The sequence below is a fragment of the Mesorhizobium sp. genome (assembly GCF_024509055.1).
Taxonomy (GTDB): Bacteria; Pseudomonadota; Alphaproteobacteria; order Rhizobiales; family Rhizobiaceae; genus Mesorhizobium.
This window is the reverse complement of the sequence record NZ_JANINM010000553.1, coordinates 59,000-76,654: the sequence shown is the minus strand read 5'-3', so window position 1 is coordinate 76,654 and position 17,655 is coordinate 59,000. Positions and strand designations below refer to the sequence as shown.

Below are 17,655 nucleotides of genomic sequence, written 5' to 3'. Positions count from 1 at the left end.
CGCCGACCTCGAGGCAGCGAAGCGCTGGATCGACTTCGCCGCCGCCTTCCCGGGCGCGCTGGTGTCGATGGGCTCGGCGACTGTGGTCTCCGAAGGACCGCGCGAGGACAAATTCGCTATCGCGGCGGAGGTCTACAACAAGGCCGGCGAACTCGGGCGTAGGGCGGGCGTGCATGTCGCCGTGCATCCGAGCTCGCACCACAACACGCTGCTCTTCGACCGCGCCGACTACGACAAGATCTTCGGTCTGCTCGACGCCTCGCTGGTCGGCTGGGTGCCGGATACCGGCCACATCCTGCGCGGCCACCAGGACATGGCGGACACGTTGACCACCTATCGCGACCTCATCCGCTACGTGCACCTCAAGGATGTCGATGCCGGCGGCACCTGGGCGATGCTGGGCAAGGGTGTCTGCGACACCGCGAAGGTGATCGAGATCGCGAGCGCCGCGCCGCATTTCAACGGCTGGCTGGTGCTCGAGGAAGAATCCGAGACCGCGGCCGCCGACCCGGCTGGCGCGGTAAAGACCAACCGCCAGACGATGCGCGGCTACGGGGCCTGAGACGATGATCCGCAAACAAGACCGTCGCCTTCGTGTCGGTGTTCTGGGCTGCGGGCCGATCGCGCAGTTCGCGCATCTGGAATCCTGCGTGAAGGCTGCCAATGCCGATCTCTATGCGATCTGCGACGCCGCACCCGATCTGCTCGCACGCATGGGCGCGACCTACGAGCCGCAGAAGATGTATGGCGACTATGACGAGATGCTTGCCGACCGCGAACTGGAAGCGGTGATCGTCGCGACGTCGGATGCCTATCACGTGCCGATGTCGATCAAGGCGCTGGAAGCCGGCAAGCATGTGCTGTGCGAAAAACCGATCGGCGTCTCGGTCGAGGAAGGCGAGAAGCTCGCCGAGGCGGTCAAGCGCTCCGGCAAGGTGCTGCAGGTCGGACATATGAAGCGCTTCGATCCGGCGCTGGAAGCGGCACGCGATTTCGTCCGCGACGAGATGGGCGAAATCCTGGCGCTGAAGGCCTGGTACTGCGACTCCACGCATCGCTACACCAACACCGACGCGGTGCAGCCGCTGCCCGTGACCAGCAAGCTGGCGAGGAAGCCGGCCGGCAATCCGAAGGCGGACCTGAGGCAGTATTTCATGCTGGCGCATGGATCGCATCTGGTCGACACCGCACGGTTCCTGTGCGGCGAGATCACGGCTGTCCGCGCACGCCTCAACGAACGCTTCGGCGCCTATTGCTGGTTCGTCGAGACCGAGTTCGCCAACGGCGCGCTCGGCCATCTCGACCTCACCGTCGCCGTGCGCATGGACTGGCATGAAGGCTTCCAGCTCTATGGCGAGAACGGCTCGGTGATCGCCAAGACCTTCAATCCCTGGTACTTCCGCGCCAGCGAGGTCGACATCTTCCACGAGAAGGACGCGACTTCCCGCAAGCCGCTCGGCGCCGACGGCCATTTCTTCCGGCGCCAGTTGGAAGGCCTTGCCGACACCGTTCTCAACGGCGCGCCGCAACGTGGCGCCAATGTCGAGGACGGGCTTGCCTCGATCCGTGCGATGGTGGCGATCGCCCGCTCGGTCGAAAGCGGCGAGCGCGTCGAGATCGCCAGCGTGACGGGAGCGGTCTGATGCAGGTCGGGGTGTTCGCCAAGACTTTTGCGGGTAGCGAGCCGGCCGGCGTGCTGGCCGCCGTGCGCGACGCCGGCTTCGCGGCCACCCAGTTCAACCTGGCATGCGCCGGCCTGCCGTCGATGCCGGACAGCGTTCCGGACGCGGCGATCCGCGCCATCGAGGCCGCATCGCGACATTCCGGCATCGGTCTTGCCGCGCTCTCCGGCACCTATAACATGGCGCATCCGGACCAGAACGTGCGCGACGACGGAGTGCGGCGGCTCGCGGTTGTCATCGAAGCGGCGGCGAAGCTCTCGATCCCGCTCGTCACGCTCTGCACGGGAACGCGCAATGCCGAGGACCAGTGGGCGCATCACCCGGACAACGCCGACCCTTCGGCCTGGGCCGACATGGCGCGCGAGATGGAAAAGGCTTTGCGGCTTGCGGAGCATCATGGCGTCGATCTTGGGATCGAACCCGAACAGGCCAACATCGTCACCTCCGCCGATGACGCGGTGCGCCTGATCGCCGAGATGGGCTCGAAGCGGCTGCGCGTGGTGCTCGATCCAGCAAACCTGTTCGAAAAGGCCAGTTCAGACGATGCGCGGGCCATCGTCACGAAGGCGATCGAACGCACGGCGGGCCATGTCGCGCTCGCCCATGCCAAGGATCGCTATGCCGACGGACGCTTCGCCACCGCCGGGCAAGGCGTCGTCGACTTCGCCGACTTCGTCGGCCGCCTCAAGGCGACCGGCTTCGACGGACCGCTGGTGACGCACGGACTTTCGGCCGATGAAGCCCCCGGCGTCGCCCGCTTCCTCAAAGGTCTGGTGTGATGGGCATGCTGCTGCGCGACGGCACCTCGCTCCACGTCACTGACACCGGCGACGGCCTTCCGGTCGTATTCCAGCATGGGCTCGGCGGCGGCGAAGCGCAGGTGGCGCAGACTTTTCCTCCAGGCTTTCGCCGCATCACGCTCGAATGCCGCGGGCATGGCGGCTCAGCCCTCGGCGAGCGGCGCCCCTTTTCGTTCGAGATGTTCGCGGATGACGTTTTCGCAGCCGCCCACCGGGCCGGGCTCGACCGCTTCGTCGCCGGCGGCGTCTCGATGGGCGCGGCCATCGCGCTGCGCCTCGCCTGCCGTCATCCGACGCGCGTCACCGGCCTGATCCTGGTGCGACCGGCGTGGACATTCTTTCCGGCGCCGCCGAACATGGAATCTATTGCCGAGGTCGCAGGTCTCATTCTCGAATACGGACCCGACAAGGCGCGCGGGGTCTTCACCCAATCCGAAACCGCCACTCGCCTCTATCGTGAGGCGCCGGACAATCTCTCCTCGCTGCTCGGCTATTTCGACCGGCCCGATGCCAGCGCGTTCGCGCAGGTGCTCGCCAACATCGCAGCCGACGGACCGGGCGTATCCGAGCGCGACGCGGCAGCCCTCGGCATTCCGGCGCTTGTCGTCGGCAACGCAATCGACGCCGTGCATCCGCTTTCCAGCGCCTATGCGATCGCCGCTGCAATCCCTGACGCGACCTTCGCCGAAATCACGCCCAAGGCGCGCGACAGCGCCAGGCATTTCAGCGAGTTGCACGAGCAGATCACGTCCTTTCTCCAAACGCATTCAAAAGTCCGGAGCCCTTTACAGTCATGACCGCCAAAACCCTCTCCGGCCCTGCCGCCATCGCTGCCCTGCCCCGCAACCGGCTCATCGGCGAATTCTCGTTGTGGTCGGCGGACCTCGCAAACATGGAGCGCGACCTGAAGCGGATCGAAGCCCATGCCGACGTGCACCATATCGACGTCGCGGACGCCCGCTTCACCCCCGGCTTCCTGTTCTTCCCCGATCTGGTGGCGCGCATCGCGAAGCTCACGGCCAAGCCTATCCATGTGCATCTGATGGTCGAAGCTGAAATCGTCGAGGCGCAGACGCGCCAGTTCATCGAGGCCGGAGCGGACCTCGTTACCATCCATGCCGAAAACGGCGAGGCCGGCCTGCGCGCGGCGCGGCAGGCGCGTGAGCTCGGCGCCGAAGCCGGCGTCGTGCTGCGGCTCGAGACGCCGGTCTCGGCAATCGTTCCCTTCCTGGAGGAAGTGGCCTTCGTGACGCTCCTCGGCACCTCCATTGGCGTCAAGGGCCAGAGCCTTTCCGAGCTGGCCTGCCCGCGACTGATCGAGGCGCGCACGCTGATCAGGAATGCCGGCCGCGAGGACCACATCCGGCTTGCCGCTGACGGCGGCATCCGCCACGAGACCGTGCCGTTGCTGCGCGCCGCCGGCGCGGACACCGTGGTGCTCGGCTCGCTCGCCTTCGGCGATCCCGACCTTGCGCAACGCATGGGCTGGCTGCACGGGCTGAAGGTCGCCGCCTGATGAGCACGCTTGCGCTTGCCTTCGATCTTGGCGGCACGGAGCTGCGCGGCGCGCTGGTCGAGCGCGGCGGCGACGTCATCGCGCGCGTCTCCGAGCCAACGTTGGCCGGCGCTGGATCGGAAGCGGTGATCGGCCAGATCATCGGTCTGGCAGGCAAGCTGCTGAATGAGCATCCGCAAGCGAGGGTCATCGGCATCGGCGCCTGCGCGCCCGGCCCGCTCGACCCCAAGGCAGGCATCGTCATCGGACCGCCGACGCTCGCCGGCTGGCACAACGTGCCGATGATCGACATCCTCAGCCGCCAGTTCGGCCTGCCGGTCAGGCTGGAGAACGACGCCAACGCGGCCGCCCTCGGCGAATGGCGCTTCGGCGCGGGGCGCGGCACCGAGTCGATGGTCTTCGTCACGGTTTCGACCGGCATCGGCGGCGGCGTGATCGGGGACGGCCACATCTATCACGGCAGGCGCGGGCTGGCAGCCGAGATCGGTCACATGACCATCACCGGCGAAGGCGACCGCTGCTTCTGCGGCAATGTCGGCTGCTTCGAGGCTGTCGCTTCCGGAACGGCGCTTGGGCGCCGTGCCACAAGGCTCACGTCCGCGCGCGACGGCTCGCTGATGCGGCAGCTTGCCGGTGATGGCGAGGTGTCGGCCCGTCATGTCGTCGAGGCCGCGCGGATGGGCGACGCGACAGCTCGCGAGCTGGTCGAGGCGGAAGCGAAATGGCTCGGCATCGGCTTCACCAATCTGCTGCATCTCTATTCGCCCGAAGTGATCGTCATGGGCGGCGGCCTCGCCAACGGCTTCGACCTTCTGGCGCCAGGGATCCGGGCAACGATCGACGGACGGGCGATGGCCGCCTATCGCGACGTGCCGGTCGTTCCGGCCGAGCTCGGCGACCGCGCCGGCCTGGTCGGCGCTGCAAGCCTGATCTTGTGGGAGGGCGAGCCGGGCACGGCGCTGGCGATGGTGCAGAACGATACGACAAAGGCCGGCGGACAGACCGGCTCCAACCAAACAAAGCGAGCATGACGTTGTCCGAAGACCGCTTCGCACTTTTCGGCATCGGGCTCTAGGGAGGCAAGCCATGGCTGAGCTCAAGCTGCGCGGTGCGCGCAAGTCCTACGGATCGGCGGAGATCATTCGGGGTATCGATCTCGATGTGGCCGACCGCGAATTCGTCGTCTTCGTTGGCCCTTCCGGATGCGGCAAGTCCACCTTGCTGCGCATGATCGCCGGGCTGGAGAAGATCACCGCCGGGGATCTCACCATCGACGGCGTGCGCGCCAACGACATCGACCCGTCGGAGCGTGGGCTCGCTATGGTGTTCCAGTCCTACGCGCTCTATCCGCATATGAGCGTGGCAGAGAACATGGGCTTCGCTCTGAAGATCGCCGGTGTGCCGGCGCAGGAGCGCGAGCGCAAGGTGAAGGATGCGGCCGACGTGCTTCAGCTTGCGCATCTGCTCGACCGCCGCCCGAAGGCACTCTCGGGCGGCCAGCGCCAGCGTGTCGCCATCGGCCGCGCCATCGTGCGCAACCCGAAAGTGTTCCTGTTCGACGAGCCGCTGTCCAATCTCGACGCGGCGCTGCGCGTCAGCATGCGGCTCGAGCTGATGCGGCTGCACGAGCAGCTGCAGGCGACGATGATCTACGTCACCCACGACCAGATCGAGGCCATGACCATGGCCGACAAGATCGTGGTGCTGAATGGCGGCCGCATCGAGCAGGTCGGCTCGCCGCTCGATCTCTACAACCGGCCGGCCAATATCTTCGTCGCCGGCTTCATTGGCTCGCCGAAGATGAACCTGATCAAGGTCAAAGTGGCATCGACCGGAGCCGATGGCGTGAGCGTCACATTGCCTGGAGGCAAGGCGCTCACTGTGCCCGCCGCGGCCGGCGGGGCCAAGGCCGGCGACGAGCTGCTGCTCGGCATGCGGCCGGAGCATCTCAAGATCTCCGCCGACGGGCCGTTCAAGGGGCAGGCAGCACTCGCCGAGCGGCTCGGCAGCCTCACCATCTTCCATGTCCAGGTGACGCCCGACGTCTCACTGGTGGTGCAGGCCGAAGGCGGCGACTCCACGCCACTCCATGCGCCGATCGCGCTCGACATCGCGCCATCCGCCTGCCACCTGTTCCGGCCAGAAGGGCCGGCGCTGTCGCCGTTTCACGCCGGTTGATCATCGAGCTGACGATGGAGACCGCAGAGATCTGAGGCCGCCCGCTCTCTCGTCGCCGGCAGCCGGCGCAGCCTTGGGCTGCGTACGCAACAGCAGATAGAAGGCGGCGATATGCGTGATCATCAGCAGCGGCACGTAGACGATCGGGATTGCGTAGGTCGCGCCCAACTGCCCGGCGAACGAGGGAAGATCGAGCACGACGCCGTGATAATAGTCGACGACAAGATCGACTATCCCAACGAGATTGTAGGCAACGACCGACGGCCAGAAGATTGAAGGCCATCTGACGGCAAGCAGCGCCAGCATGGCGAGCAAGCCGGTAGCGAAGTCACCATAGGCGGCGAACGGGGCAAAGCCTGAAGGCAGGTTCGGACCGACGACGCCCGGGAGCAGGAAGACCAGGCCGAAGAAGCGGAAGCTGTGCAGCGTGGCGATGGCACGCTGCGCCTCGACGCTGTCCATCAGTCTGAGCCTCGGCCAGATATAGGCGCTGAAGCAAAGCAGCAATGGCACGTAGCCAAGGCCGAGATGAATATTGAAGATCGTCGCGGGTGACATTTTCCACTCCTGTTAGTCGACGGCTTCGAAGACTGCCGTCAGCACGCCCAGACGGCCTTCCATGAGGTTGCGGCCGAGATTGGCGGCCAGCTGCGCGAAATCCGGTCCCATGACAACGCCGAGATTCGGCGACGGCGGCGGACCTGACGCCCTCAGCTCGGCGAACCAGGCCTTGGCTGCAGAGGTATCGTCCTGCCGGACGAGCGTGCCGAAACCCGCCGACTCGATCGCCTCGCAAGTCGCATCGGCGGAAAGCAGGAAGCTTTCGCCCGGCGTCTTCGCCCAGGGGGCCGGATAGATCGGATCGCCGTTATTCAGCACCACGTCGAATGTGGCGAGCCTGCCGCCCGGTTTCAGCACACGCCTGATTTCGAGATAGAGTTGCTCCCGATCGGCGATGTTCATGGCCACATGCTGCAGCAACACCACGTCGAACTCACCGTCTCCGAACGGCAGCGCCAGCGCGCTCGCGGCCTGAAACGACACCAGCCCGCCCTGCCCCGTCCGCCCGGTCAGATAGCGCGCCGCATCGACGAACGGCTCACTGAGGTCCACGCCTTCGACATGGCAGCCATAGGCGGCGGCGAGAAAGCGTGCTGGACCGCCGATCCCGGACCCGACATCGAGAACCGACATATCGGCGGTGATGGCGGCTAGCTTCGCCAATTCTGCCGTCGCGGCGAGACCGCGCGTGTGGAACTGGTCGAGCGTCGCCAACTGCTCCGGCTTGAGCGGCTGGTCCTCCGGTCCGAAAACCGCAAGCGCTGCCTTCAGCCGCTCCGTCAGGCCGGTCGCATGGTAGTGGTCGCGTACGCGGTCTATCGAGTCGTTCATCGTCATTTCCTCCGGACGGGTTCGATGCCGCAGAGATAGAGCGGCTTTCGGCCGGCAACTATCCGCGATAATGTCGACAGGCCATGAAGCAGAACTTCACAGTCAGGCATGGCGCGCTCGACGGCGTCGAGGCGTTCCTAAGCGTCGCGCGGCATCGCAACTTCCGCAAGGCGGCCGCCGAGCTCGGCGTCACGCCGTCTGCGATCAGCCAGGCGGTGCGGACGCTGGAGGCGCGGATCGGCGTCGCGCTCTTCATCCGCACGACGCGCAGCGTCGGCCTCTCCGAAGCGGGCGAGCGCTTCCTGTCGCGCGCTAGGCCAGCTTTCGAGGAGCTCGTCGCCGCGAGCGAGGCCGCCCGAGACTTCGGGCGGAAGCCAGCGGGACTCTTACGCCTCTCCGTTCCGCGCGCGGTCCTGCCGGTCCTGCTCGAGCCGCTCGTCGCATCCTTCTGCCGAGACTATCCGGAGATCGAGTTGGAGGTCGTCGCAAGCGGGGAATTCGTCGACCTCGCCGCCGAAGGCTTCGACGCCGGCATCCGGATGGGCGAGTTGATCGCGCCCGATATGGTGGCGGTGCGGCTGACGCCGTCGTTTCCGTTCGTGGTTGTCGGGAGCCCAGATTATCTAGGCCAGCGGACCCGTCCGGAACGCATCGAGGATCTACGTGGGCACTCGTGCCTGCGCATGCGCCGCTCCAACGGCTCGGTCGCGCCATGGTCCTTCATCGACGGCAACAAGACTATCGAGGCGATCGTCTCTGGGCCGCTCATCGCCCACGACTATTCGACGCTGGTGGGGGCGGCGATCCGGGGCGTGGGACTGGCGCAGGTGCCGAGCCCCGTCGCGCGGTCGGCGATCGCCGGTGGGCGCCTGGAAGTGGTGCTGACGGACTTCACCGTCACCTCGCCGGGCGTCTTCCTCTACTACCCGGAAAGGCATCAGGTGCTGCCCAAGCTGCGCGCCTTCATCGAGCATTCGAGGTACAAAGGCGACGCCGACCAGAGGGCTCCCGCGCGTCCAGGCTCAAGAAGGTCCGTCGCCGGGTAACCTCATTGCGTTACCCGCGGATATTCGAGCTGCGTGGCGACGAAGTTGGTCGTGCGCGCGCCGTAGCGGGCCGCGATGTCTTGCAGCGCCTGGTCGAGCGCCCTCGCCGGACGCTGATCGGAGATCGCCGGAACCTGGCGCTCGGCCGGCCAACTCGCCTCGACCTCATCGGGCAGGAAGCGGATTCCGTTCCGGCTGACGACGGCGCCATCATTCGCGGCGAAGGTGACCGCGCTGGAGCGAAAGGTCCGCGACCAGGTGTCGGCGACTAGCGCCAGCGAGACCTCGTCCATGCCAGGCGTCAGTTGGATGCCGAGTCGCTCATGGCCCAGGAAATCGAGCGTGTTGCCGATCGCGGCCAGCGCGAAAGGCCTACTGAATTTGAAGGCACCGCTGTCGTGGCGCGCGTCCCAACGGTCGAGGCCGAGATCACCGGCGACGGCTTCTGCCTTTTCCCGACCCGCGATTGCTTCGATCAGGGTCAGCATCATCGGCATCGAAGCCGTGATCCCCGTGGTGGTCGCGACGCCTTGATCGACGACGAAACGGCGGTCGGGGACGTAGCTGATCGTCGGATGCTTTTGAAGCAGTTCACTGACGGAGTACCAGTGCGTCGTCGCTCGCTTGCCATCGAGCAGGCCGCTCGCGCCAACCACCTTTGCTCCGGCGCAGATGCCGATCACCATGGCGCCCTTGGCAGACTGGCTTCTCAGCCAATTCATCACGTCGGCATCGTCGTCCTTCATCATGGCGGGCACGATGACGTAGTCGGCGCCTTCGGGATGCTGAGCATCGAACGCCGTTGTCGTGGCATCGGGCTTGATCCGCAAGGCCGGGTGCAACTGCATGGGCCCCGGCTGGGTCGCCAGCGCGACGACGTCGGCGACATCGGCGCGGCGCAGGATGCCGTAAGGCATCAGATAGTCGGTGGTCTCGGTGCCGTCATTGATCCCGATTACCGCGACCAGCGGACGCTGCCTTTTCGGCGGCTTCAGCGCGGCAAGAGTGGCCTCGGCCTCGGTGGCGGCGATGGGCGGCTGCGCCACCACCAGGGACGATGAAGGCAGCGACAGCAGCCAAATGGTGGCGGCCGCCGCCGCCAGCGCGACAATCCCCAGGGCGCTCCACAACGCGATCCGCAAACCCATGGCAAAATCCTTTCATCGACAACTTGACGATGGATCTATCGCCATTAGGCTTTGGCTGAAATGACATATATCGGGCGAAAACTGCCATGAAGCGGGCGATAGGCATCATCATACATCCGGGATTCCAATTGCTGGACGTCGCCGGGCCGGCAGCGGCCTTCGAACAGGCGGAACACTATTGTCCGGGCAGCTATAGCCTCGAAATGCTGGCTCCGGGCGGCGGCGAGATCGAAAGCTCGTCCGGCATGCGACTGACCGCGAGCCCATTGTCGGCCGATGCGAAGCTCGACACCGCCATGATATCCGGCGGCGAGATCATCCGGTCCATGGCGGCGGCAGAAGCGATCGTCGCCTGGCTGCGCGGGGCGAACGTACGCCGCACGGCAAGCGTGTGCACCGGCGCCTATCTTCTGGCGGAGGCGGGACTTCTCGACGGCCGCTCGGCCACCACCCATTGGTGGAGCACGCAAGACTTCGCCCGCCGCTACCCGAAAGTGAAGCTCGAGGCCGAGCGTATCTTTATCCATGATGACAGTGTCTGGACCTCCGCCGGCATCTCGGCCGGCATCGATCTGGCGCTGGCATTGATCGAGGACGATCTCGGACCAGCGATTGCGCGCCGCACGGCGCAGCAGCTCGTGGTGCACCAGCGCCGTCCTGGCGGCCAGTCGCAGTTCTCCGGACTGGTCGAACTCGGCGGCCGCTCCGGCCGCTTCGTCGAGCTGATCGAGTGGATCCGCGCCAGGCTGGCCGAGCCACTGACCGTCGAGCGCCTTGCCGACCGCGCCGCCATGAGCCCAAGGAATTTCGCCCGCGCCTTCGCCTTGGAGACCGGCATCACACCGGCCAAGGCAGTGGAGCGTTTGCGGCTGGAGGCGGCACGAATGGCGGTGGAGACCAGCAACGCCTCGCTCGACCGCATCGCCGAGAAAAGCGGCTTCTGCGATGCGGGGCGCATGCGCCGCGCTTTCCTCAGAAGCTTCGGCCAGCCGCCGCAGGCGCTCAGGCGCGCGGCGACGCGGGCCTGACGAAGACGCGGTCAGGCGGAGCGGGATGCGATCAATGCCCGGATGCGTTCGGCGTCCGCGCTGTTCACGGGATTGTAGACGACCATGCCGAGTTCGGGACGGCCGTCGACCGCGAAAACCGAGAACTCCAGCTCGATCAGCCCGATCTCGGGGTGGTGGATGCGCTTCACGCCTTCGCCGTGGGCGCCGACGACGTCGTTGTCGCGCCACAACGCCTCGAACTCCGGACTGATCCGCGAAAGCTCTTCGACCAGTTGGGTGATTTCCGCGCCCGCGCCGGCCCGCTCCGCATCGGCCCTGAAGGCCCCGACGACGAAACGGGCGACGCTCCGCCAGTCCTCCTGCGCATAGCGCACACGCGAGTTGCCGAACATCAGCCGCAGGATGTTGCGCTGCTCGCGCGCAAGCTTGGAATAATCGGTCAGCATCGCAGCCGCGGCGCGATTCCACGCCACCACGTCCCAGGCCGCGTTCTTGATGATCGCCGGGCTGACCTCCAGTGCGTCGAGCACGCGCTGCAGGCGGGGCGTCACGCTGTCGACGCTCTTGTAGCGGACTTCAGGCGGACGCCCGAGGCCCAGCATGAAAAGGTGCTCGCGTTCGGGCTCGGTCAGCATCAAACCGGTCGCGATGCGGTTCAGCACATCGGCCGACGGCGCTCCGCCACGCCCCTGCTCCAGCCAGGTGTACCAGGTCGGGCTGATGTTGGCGCGCTGCGCCACCTCCTCGCGGCGCAGTCCCTGCGTGCGCCGGCGCCCGGTTGAAAAGCCGAAGGCGAGAGGATCGAGGCGCATGCGCCGGTCCCGAAGAAAGTTGCCTAGCTTGTTGGTCGTCCCGGCAGGCATCGCGATCCTGTTGGTTATTATACCATGATAAAGTCACTACTTTAACAGGATGATTTGTAGCGCAAAATGGATATCCGAACAACAGAGGAGACCCTCCCATGCGTGTATTCCTTACCGGCTCGACCGGTTTCATCGGTTCCAGGATCGTCCCGGAACTGCTCGCTGCCGGGTATCAGGTGCTTGGCTTGACCCGATCCGACGCAGGCGCGCGAGCCCTCGCAGCTGCCGGCGCCGAAGCGCATCGCGGCGACCTGGAGGACCTCGACAGCCTCCGCGAGGGCGCGGCACGGTCCGATGCCGTCATCCACACCGCCTTCGATCACAATTTCTCGAACTTCGTCGCAAACTGCGAGAAGGACAAACGGGTGATCGAAGCGATGGGCGGTGTGCTGGCCGGATCGGACCGGCTGCTCATCATCACTTCCGGCACCGGCATGGGCAATGCCGAGCCCGGGCAGCCGGCGAAGGAAGAGATGTTCAACACCGAGCATCCCAATCCACGCATCCTGTCCGAACTGACCGGCGCGGCTATGGCGGAGGCGGGCGTCAAGGTGTCGGTCGTGCGGCTCCCGCAGGTTCACGACACGGTCAAGCAGGGCCTGATCACGCCGCTGGTGGCGCTGACGCGGGCGAAGGGTGTCTCGGCGTATGTCGGGGAAGGCCGCAACCGCTGGCCGGCGGCCCATGTGCTGGATGTCGCCCGTCTCTACCGTCTGGCGCTGGAGAAGCAGCAAGCGGGCGTCCGGTACAACGCGGTCGGCGAGGAGGGCATTCCGGTACGCGAGATCGCTGAAGTTATCGGCGCCGGCTTGCAGGTACCGGTGGTATCGCTGTCGCCTGAGCAAGCCGCCGGTCATTTCGAATGGCTTGGAATGTTCGCCGGCCTCGACATGCCGGCGTCCAGTGAGTGGACGCGCGCGCAGCTCGGCTGGCAGCCGACCGGCCCCGGACTTATCGCCGACCTTGAGCGGATGGATTATTCCCAAGCCGCAGCTGCCTGAAGGGCGGGGCCAGCAATCCCAAGGCTCGGCTCTTCAAAGCCGGGCCGCCTTGCCTCAAGCCCGCAGCAAATCCGCCAGGCTGTCCGACTTCTCGACCTTGTCGGTGAGGTCGAGACCGGACAGCAGGTCGACCAGATGGCTGTTCATCAGCGCGGCCGCGTCGGCGCTGTTGCCGGCTTCGATCGCGTCGACCAGCGCGTGGTGGGCATGTTTCTCGCAGGTCGCGTCCCGGCGCTTCCAGTAGAGCGCGATGATCAGCGAGGAATGGGAAACCAGGTCGCGCACGAAGTTGGTGAAGACCGAATGCGCGGCGATCTCGGCGATGCCGACATGGAAGCGCGCCGACAGCATGATGGCATCGCTGTCGCGGCCGTCATGCAGCGCCTCGTGCTCCTTTTCGAGATGCTGCCTCAGTTGCGCAATGTCGGACGGCACCGCCGTCCTGGCGGCAAGCGCCGCCACCTTCGGTTCGATGAGCGCCCTCGCCTCGAACACCTCGCGCGCCTCGATCTTGGACGGCTGCGCCACGAAGGCGCCGCGATTGGGCTCCAGCCGCGCCAGCCGGTCGTGGGCAAGCGCCTGCAATGCGGATCGGATGACGGTGCGGCTCACCGAATAGATCGACGCCAGTTCGTCCTCCGGCAGCTTGGTGCCCGGAGCGAGCCGATGGCTGACGATGGCGTCCCTTAGCCCATAATAGATCGGCGACCAGCGCGCCGCGGGCTTGTCGTCTCGATCTTCTTCCCTGAGTACCGTCAACATACTTTCAATGCGCGGGCCCGACATGGCCCGATCTGCCCCCAAATCGCTGGCAGCCTGCCCAATCTAGTATCGCCCGCGCCCCGGTCAATCCCGGCAGTCCGGGACCGAGCCGCGTCAGCCAGCCTGAACAGCCTCGACTTCCGTTGGCGAAAGCGGAGCGAAAATACCGGCGAACCGCTTGCCGCGCGGAGCAGCATAGCCGCCGACTTTCGATGTCTTCAAACCGACCTTGAACATGCCCTCGGCCAGCGTGACGGCACACACGACGCCGTCGAGCACGGGAACGCCATGTTCCTCGGACAGGCTGTGCGCGAGGTCGGCCATGCCGGCGCAGCCGAGCACGATCGCCTCGGCCTTGTCCTCGCTGATGGCGCGCGCAATCTCCTCAGAAATCCTGTGCCTTGCATTCGAGCCCGGGCGTTCGAGTTCGAGCACTGCGACCTCGGAAGAGCGCACCTTGGCGCAGCGCGAGGCGAGGCCGTATTTCGCCAGATTGTGCTCGATCGCCGGGACCGAGCGCGCAAGCGTGGTGACGACGCTGAACTTGCCGGCCACGAGGCTGGCGAGATGGAAAGCCGCCTCGCCGATGCCGATGACAGGCGCGTCGGTGGCGCAGCGCGCGGCGTCGAGCCCGGTATCGTCGAAGCAGGCAATCACATAGGCATCGGCCGCCGGTTCCTTGCCCATCTCGGCGATGATGCCCGGTATGGCGAAGACCTCGTCGAAATAGCCCTCGATGCTCGGCGGACCGTCGGCCGGATTGACGGCCACGATTTCAGTTCCTGTCGATGCAACACTTTCCGCCGCCTTGCCGATCTTTTCGGTCATCGAAGCGGTCGTGTTGGGATTGATGACGAGTATGCGCATGCGAAAGCCTCAGATCTCGCCGCCGAGATAAAGCCGCTTGACCCTGTCGTCGGTCAGCAGTTCGGCGGAGTTGCCGCTCAACGCGACACTACCGGTGGTCAGGGCATAGGCGCGCTGCGAGATGCGGAGCGCCATGCGGGAATTCTGCTCGACCAAAAGCACGCTGACCTTCTCGTCGCGGTTGATCGCGACGATCGAGCGGGCGATATCCTGGACCAGCTTGGGAGCGACGCCGAGCGACGGCTCGTCGAGCAGCAGCAGCTTCGGCTTGGCCATCAGCGCGCGGCCGATGACCAGCATCTGCTGCTCGCCGCCGCTCATCGTGCCGGCGGCCTGCGAGAAGCGCTCCTTGAGCCTCGGGAAGCGCCCCAGCACCATCTCCATGGACGCAGCGATTTCGGACTTGCTGGAGCGCGTGAAGGCGCCCATCAGGAGATTGTCCCGGACCGTCATGAATGGAAAGACGCGGCGCCCTTCCGGCACCATGGCGATGCCCATCTTGACGATCTCATCCGGGGCAGCGCCATCGATGCGCTTGCCGCCGTAATGGATCTCTCCCGACCGGATCTTGCGCAGCCCTGTGATGGCCCGAAGGATCGACGACTTGCCGGCGCCATTGGCGCCGATCAGCGCGACCGTCTCGCCCTCGTTGACCTCCAGCGAGACGCCCTTCAGCGCGTAGACGTGATCGTAGTAAAGCTCGACGTTGGCGAAGTTCAGGATCTGGTTCATAGGCCGATCGCCTCGTCTTCGCTGCCGAGATAGGCTTCGATCACCTTCTCGTTGGCCTGGATTTCCGACGGCGTTCCTTCAGCGATCTTCTGCCCGAAATTGAGCACGACGAGCCTGTCCGAGATCTTCATCACCGCCGGCATGTCGTGTTCGACGAGCAGGATGGTGAGGCCGCGCTCGCGCAGCCGCCGCACCATTTCCACCATGCGCATCGTCTCCTCGTGATTCATGCCGGCGAAGGGCTCGTCGAGCAGAAGGATCGAAGGATTGGTGGCAAGCCCGATGGCGATGCCTAGCGCCCGCAAATGGCCGTGCGGCAGGTTGCGCGCCGTCTCGTCAGCCAGTGAGGACAGGCCGAGCAGGGCCAGGATTTCGTCGGCGGACTGCCGGAAGGCCGCCTCATCCGCCCGAGCAGTTCCGGTGCCGAGGAAGAAGCCGAAGAGGTTCGCCTCCGAGCGCAGGTGATGTGCGATGACGACGTTGTCGCGCACGCTCATGTTCTTGAAGATCGTCGTCTCCTGGAAGGTGCGCACGACGCCCCTGCGCGCGGCGATGTGCGGCGCGAGACCGGAGATGCGCTCGCCCTTGAGACGCACCTCGCCCGTCGTCGGCTTGAGGAACGAGGAGATCAGCTTGAACAGCGTCGACTTGCCGGCGCCGTTCGGTCCGATCACTGACAGGATTTCCTTCTCGCGCACCGAAAAGGAGACGTCGTTGACGGCAACCAGGCCGCCGAAGCGCTTGGTGATGCCTGAGACTTCGAGCAGTTCGGCCATGGCTCAACCCTTCTTCCGGGTTGCTTCGGAGAGGCTGAGCAGGCCGTTGGGCAGCACCAGCATCAGGACGATCATCAGGCCGGAATAGATCAGCAGCTGGAGCTGGCCGGTCTGGAACAGAAGGTCCCAGCCGAAATAGAGCACCAGCGTTCCCAGCATTGGACCGAACACATAGCCGAGGCCGCCGAGGAAGCAGTTCAGCATGAAGTTGACGGAGTCGGTGACCGTGAAGCTCGACGGATAGATCGACTGCGAGATGGCGGCGAAGATGGCACCGGCGACGCCGCCGAAGAAGGACGAAACCCCGTAGGCGATGACGCGCAGCCAGGCGATGTTGACGCCGATCGAGGAAGCGAGCTCCTCGTTCTGCTGCAGCGACTGGCAGAGCCTGCCGATGCGCGAATTGACCAGCCGGTACATCACGGCGAAGCAGACCACCATCAACGTGACAGCCAGCAGGTAGAAGGCGAGCCGCGAGTTCTGCAGCGTGGCAAAGTCCGGGATCAGCGTGATGCCGAAGACGGACAGCGCGCCCGGCAGCGGGATGCTGACGATGCCCTTGGCGCCGTTGGTGATCGGCAGCGCCAGCGCAAGCAGGCGCGCGACCTCGGTGAGCACCAGCGTGACCATGGCGAAGTAGACGCCGCGCAGACGCAGGATCGGCAGGCCGATCAGCACGCTCGCCGCCGCGCAGAAGAGGCCGGCGACGGGCAAGGTCAGCCAGAACGACCAGCCGTAGTTCATCACCAGTATGGCCGAAACGTAGCCACCCATCAGCGCGTAGGCGCCCTGGCCGATGTTGATTCGGCCGATATAGAAGGTTAGCCACACGCCGGCACTGGCGATGCTGAGCAGCGCCACCGAGGTCAACGTGTAGTAGAGGTCGAAGCGGCCGCTCGACGAGATCGCGGCCGGCACGGCGATGAAAACGATCGCGAGGAAGGCGACGACCGAAGCGATTTTCAGCGTGCTGTTCATGGTGCGATCAACCCCACGGCTTGCCCATCAACCCGTTTGGACGGATCGACAGGAACACCATCAGGGCGGCGAAGATGACGAGGTAGGTGACGTCGCCATATTCGCGCAGCACTGTCAGGCCGACGGACTCCATCATGCCGAGGATAAAGCCGCCGGCGATCGCGCCGCCGACGACGCCGGCGCCGCCGATCATCACCATCAGGAAGGCCTTGATCGAGATCGGCCCGCCGATGCCGGAATTGACGCCGGTGATGGTGACCAGGAGACCGCCAACCACACCGGCCAGCATGGCGCCCATGGCGAAGCCGATCATCGAATAGCGATCGACCCGCACGCCCATCAGCTGCGCCGCGACGCGGTCCTGGGCGAGCGCGCGCATGGCGCGGCCGACCCGGCTGTACTGCATGTAGAGGACGAAGGCGGCGATGAAGATGATGGCCAGAGCGCCGACCAGAAGGCGGTCATACGGCATGATGATGCCGAAGTCGTTGAAGACGCCCTTGACGATCTTGGGGACGCCGCGCTGTTTCTCGCCGAAGATCAGCAGGATGACGGCGTCGAAGAAAAATGCCGTCGCCGCCGCGAGCAACATGGTGCTCTCCTCGCGATGACTGCGCTTGATGACGGTGCGAAAGAGGAATTTCTCCATCAGCGCGCCGATGATGGCGAGCGTCACACCCGACGCCAGCAACGCCACCACGAAAGGCAGGCCGAGCTGTCCGTAGACGGTATAGGTGATGAACCCGCCCAGCACGTACATTTGCCCGTGGGCGAAATTGAGCACGTTCATCAGGGCGAAGATCAGGGTGAGACCCAGCGCGATCAGCGCGTATTGGGCACCGAGATACAATCCGTTGGCGATGACCTGTTCCATGACACCTTCGATCTTCCACGGGTCCGGGCC

At 65.6% G+C, this 17,655-nt stretch carries 20 protein-coding genes; 10 read left to right on the top strand and 10 right to left on the bottom strand.

Going from position 1 to position 17,655, the window contains the following annotated elements; all coding sequences use genetic code 11:
* The 7 genes from Q0L57_RS33670 to ugpC form a co-directional block, all read left to right on the top strand.
* Positions 1-562: sugar phosphate isomerase/epimerase (locus tag Q0L57_RS33670; RefSeq protein WP_296747521.1), on the top strand; the 562-nt coding region annotated here is incomplete at its 5' end.
* Between the two features lie 4 nt (positions 563-566).
* Positions 567-1,643: a Gfo/Idh/MocA family oxidoreductase gene (locus tag Q0L57_RS33665; protein ID WP_296747519.1), complete on the top strand. Its 1,077-nt coding sequence runs from the start codon at positions 567-569 to the stop codon at positions 1,641-1,643.
* The gene (locus tag Q0L57_RS33660; RefSeq protein ID WP_296747517.1) at positions 1,643-2,461 is read left to right on the top strand and encodes a sugar phosphate isomerase/epimerase; all 819 of its coding nucleotides are present in this window, start codon (positions 1,643-1,645) and stop codon (positions 2,459-2,461) included. The genes Q0L57_RS33665 and Q0L57_RS33660 overlap by 1 nt, the downstream gene beginning before the upstream one ends.
* Positions 2,461-3,279 (top strand): alpha/beta hydrolase, encoded by an 819-nt coding sequence (locus tag Q0L57_RS33655; RefSeq protein ID WP_296747515.1) that lies wholly within the window; start codon positions 2,461-2,463, stop codon positions 3,277-3,279. Before Q0L57_RS33660 ends, Q0L57_RS33655 begins: the two co-directional genes overlap by 1 nt.
* Positions 3,276-3,998 (top strand): ribulose-phosphate 3-epimerase, encoded by a 723-nt coding sequence (locus Q0L57_RS33650; RefSeq protein WP_296747513.1) that lies wholly within the window; start codon positions 3,276-3,278, stop codon positions 3,996-3,998. The genes Q0L57_RS33655 and Q0L57_RS33650 overlap by 4 nt, the downstream gene beginning before the upstream one ends.
* Complete coding sequence (locus Q0L57_RS33645) at positions 3,998-5,029, top strand: ROK family protein (protein ID WP_296747512.1); 1,032 nt, start codon at positions 3,998-4,000, stop codon at positions 5,027-5,029. The genes Q0L57_RS33650 and Q0L57_RS33645 overlap by 1 nt, the downstream gene beginning before the upstream one ends.
* A 55-nt stretch (positions 5,030-5,084) precedes the next feature.
* Entirely contained in the window at positions 5,085-6,176 is a 1,092-nt protein-coding gene (gene ugpC, locus Q0L57_RS33640) for a sn-glycerol-3-phosphate ABC transporter ATP-binding protein UgpC (RefSeq protein ID WP_296747510.1), read from the top strand.
* Here the strand turns inward: ugpC and Q0L57_RS33635 are convergent, their stop codons facing one another.
* Together Q0L57_RS33635 and Q0L57_RS33630 are read right to left on the bottom strand one after the other, a co-directional pair.
* The gene (locus Q0L57_RS33635; RefSeq protein ID WP_296747508.1) at positions 6,177-6,734 is read right to left on the bottom strand and encodes a hypothetical protein; all 558 of its coding nucleotides are present in this window, start codon (positions 6,732-6,734) and stop codon (positions 6,177-6,179) included.
* 12 nt (positions 6,735-6,746) lie between these two features.
* Entirely contained in the window at positions 6,747-7,568 is an 822-nt protein-coding gene (locus Q0L57_RS33630) for a class I SAM-dependent methyltransferase (RefSeq protein WP_296747506.1), read from the bottom strand.
* An 83-nt stretch (positions 7,569-7,651) separates the two neighbouring features.
* On the opposite strand from Q0L57_RS33630, the gene Q0L57_RS33625 reads away from it, so the two are divergent.
* Positions 7,652-8,614 carry a LysR family transcriptional regulator gene (locus tag Q0L57_RS33625; RefSeq protein ID WP_296747504.1) on the top strand — a complete coding sequence of 321 codons (963 nt, stop codon included), beginning with the start codon at positions 7,652-7,654 and terminating at the stop codon, positions 8,612-8,614.
* Between the two features lie 2 nt (positions 8,615-8,616).
* On the opposite strand, the gene Q0L57_RS33620 is transcribed toward Q0L57_RS33625, so the two are convergent.
* The gene (locus Q0L57_RS33620; RefSeq protein WP_296747502.1) at positions 8,617-9,762 is read right to left on the bottom strand and encodes a DJ-1/PfpI family protein; all 1,146 of its coding nucleotides are present in this window, start codon (positions 9,760-9,762) and stop codon (positions 8,617-8,619) included.
* Between the two features lie 86 nt (positions 9,763-9,848).
* Here Q0L57_RS33620 and Q0L57_RS33615 point away from each other — a divergent pair, with 86 nt between their 5' ends.
* On the top strand, positions 9,849-10,790 hold the full coding sequence (locus Q0L57_RS33615) for a GlxA family transcriptional regulator (protein ID WP_296747500.1): 942 nt from the start codon (positions 9,849-9,851) through the stop codon (positions 10,788-10,790).
* Between the two features lie 11 nt (positions 10,791-10,801).
* On the opposite strand, the gene Q0L57_RS33610 is transcribed toward Q0L57_RS33615, so the two are convergent.
* On the bottom strand, positions 10,802-11,635 hold the full coding sequence (locus tag Q0L57_RS33610) for a helix-turn-helix transcriptional regulator (protein ID WP_296747499.1): 834 nt from the start codon (positions 11,633-11,635) through the stop codon (positions 10,802-10,804).
* A 98-nt stretch (positions 11,636-11,733) separates the two neighbouring features.
* On the opposite strand from Q0L57_RS33610, the gene Q0L57_RS33605 reads away from it, so the two are divergent.
* Positions 11,734-12,636 (top strand): SDR family oxidoreductase, encoded by a 903-nt coding sequence (locus Q0L57_RS33605; RefSeq protein WP_296747497.1) that lies wholly within the window; start codon positions 11,734-11,736, stop codon positions 12,634-12,636.
* 54 nt (positions 12,637-12,690) lie between these two features.
* Here the strand turns inward: Q0L57_RS33605 and Q0L57_RS33600 are convergent, their stop codons facing one another.
* From Q0L57_RS33600 to Q0L57_RS33575, 6 genes are all read right to left on the bottom strand, one after another.
* A complete protein-coding gene (locus Q0L57_RS33600; RefSeq protein WP_296747495.1) occupies positions 12,691-13,398 on the bottom strand; it encodes a GntR family transcriptional regulator in 708 nt (235 codons plus the stop codon).
* Positions 13,399-13,512: 114 nt separating this feature from the next.
* A complete protein-coding gene (locus Q0L57_RS33595) occupies positions 13,513-14,265 on the bottom strand; it encodes an aspartate/glutamate racemase family protein (protein ID WP_296747493.1) in 753 nt (250 codons plus the stop codon).
* Between the two features lie 9 nt (positions 14,266-14,274).
* The gene (locus Q0L57_RS33590; protein WP_296747491.1) at positions 14,275-14,997 is read right to left on the bottom strand and encodes an ABC transporter ATP-binding protein; all 723 of its coding nucleotides are present in this window, start codon (positions 14,995-14,997) and stop codon (positions 14,275-14,277) included.
* Positions 14,994-15,773 carry an ABC transporter ATP-binding protein gene (locus tag Q0L57_RS33585; protein ID WP_296747490.1) on the bottom strand — a complete coding sequence of 260 codons (780 nt, stop codon included), beginning with the start codon at positions 15,771-15,773 and terminating at the stop codon, positions 14,994-14,996. The genes Q0L57_RS33590 and Q0L57_RS33585 overlap by 4 nt, the downstream gene beginning before the upstream one ends.
* A 3-nt stretch (positions 15,774-15,776) precedes the next feature.
* The gene (locus tag Q0L57_RS33580; RefSeq protein ID WP_296747488.1) at positions 15,777-16,751 is read right to left on the bottom strand and encodes a branched-chain amino acid ABC transporter permease; all 975 of its coding nucleotides are present in this window, start codon (positions 16,749-16,751) and stop codon (positions 15,777-15,779) included.
* Between the two features lie 7 nt (positions 16,752-16,758).
* Positions 16,759-17,625, bottom strand: coding sequence for a branched-chain amino acid ABC transporter permease (locus Q0L57_RS33575; protein WP_296747487.1), 867 nt, complete (start codon positions 17,623-17,625; stop codon positions 16,759-16,761).
* Between the last annotated feature and the right edge of the window lie 30 nt (positions 17,626-17,655).

Coding starts and splice junctions, on each gene's coding strand:
- Q0L57_RS33660 (WP_296747517.1), top strand. CDS start 1,643: ATGCAGGTCGGGGTGTTCGCCAAGACTTTTGCGGGTAGCGAGCCGGCC.
- Q0L57_RS33595 (WP_296747493.1), bottom strand. CDS start 14,265: ATGCGCATACTCGTCATCAATCCCAACACGACCGCTTCGATGACCGAA.
- Q0L57_RS33580 (WP_296747488.1), bottom strand. CDS start 16,751: ATGAACAGCACGCTGAAAATCGCTTCGGTCGTCGCCTTCCTCGCGATC.
- Q0L57_RS33590 (WP_296747491.1), bottom strand. CDS start 14,997: ATGAACCAGATCCTGAACTTCGCCAACGTCGAGCTTTACTACGATCAC.
- Q0L57_RS33655 (WP_296747515.1), top strand. CDS start 2,461: ATGGGCATGCTGCTGCGCGACGGCACCTCGCTCCACGTCACTGACACC.
- Q0L57_RS33605 (WP_296747497.1), top strand. CDS start 11,734: ATGCGTGTATTCCTTACCGGCTCGACCGGTTTCATCGGTTCCAGGATC.
- Q0L57_RS33650 (WP_296747513.1), top strand. CDS start 3,276: ATGACCGCCAAAACCCTCTCCGGCCCTGCCGCCATCGCTGCCCTGCCC.
- Q0L57_RS33665 (WP_296747519.1), top strand. CDS start 567: ATGATCCGCAAACAAGACCGTCGCCTTCGTGTCGGTGTTCTGGGCTGC.
- Q0L57_RS33610 (WP_296747499.1), bottom strand. CDS start 11,635: ATGCCTGCCGGGACGACCAACAAGCTAGGCAACTTTCTTCGGGACCGG.
- Q0L57_RS33615 (WP_296747500.1), top strand. CDS start 9,849: ATGAAGCGGGCGATAGGCATCATCATACATCCGGGATTCCAATTGCTG.
- Q0L57_RS33620 (WP_296747502.1), bottom strand. CDS start 9,762: ATGGGTTTGCGGATCGCGTTGTGGAGCGCCCTGGGGATTGTCGCGCTG.
- Q0L57_RS33585 (WP_296747490.1), bottom strand. CDS start 15,773: ATGGCCGAACTGCTCGAAGTCTCAGGCATCACCAAGCGCTTCGGCGGC.
- Q0L57_RS33625 (WP_296747504.1), top strand. CDS start 7,652: ATGAAGCAGAACTTCACAGTCAGGCATGGCGCGCTCGACGGCGTCGAG.
- Q0L57_RS33600 (WP_296747495.1), bottom strand. CDS start 13,398: ATGTTGACGGTACTCAGGGAAGAAGATCGAGACGACAAGCCCGCGGCG.
- ugpC (WP_296747510.1), top strand. CDS start 5,085: ATGGCTGAGCTCAAGCTGCGCGGTGCGCGCAAGTCCTACGGATCGGCG.
- Q0L57_RS33635 (WP_296747508.1), bottom strand. CDS start 6,734: ATGTCACCCGCGACGATCTTCAATATTCATCTCGGCCTTGGCTACGTG.
- Q0L57_RS33645 (WP_296747512.1), top strand. CDS start 3,998: ATGAGCACGCTTGCGCTTGCCTTCGATCTTGGCGGCACGGAGCTGCGC.
- Q0L57_RS33575 (WP_296747487.1), bottom strand. CDS start 17,625: ATGGAACAGGTCATCGCCAACGGATTGTATCTCGGTGCCCAATACGCG.
- Q0L57_RS33630 (WP_296747506.1), bottom strand. CDS start 7,568: ATGAACGACTCGATAGACCGCGTACGCGACCACTACCATGCGACCGGC.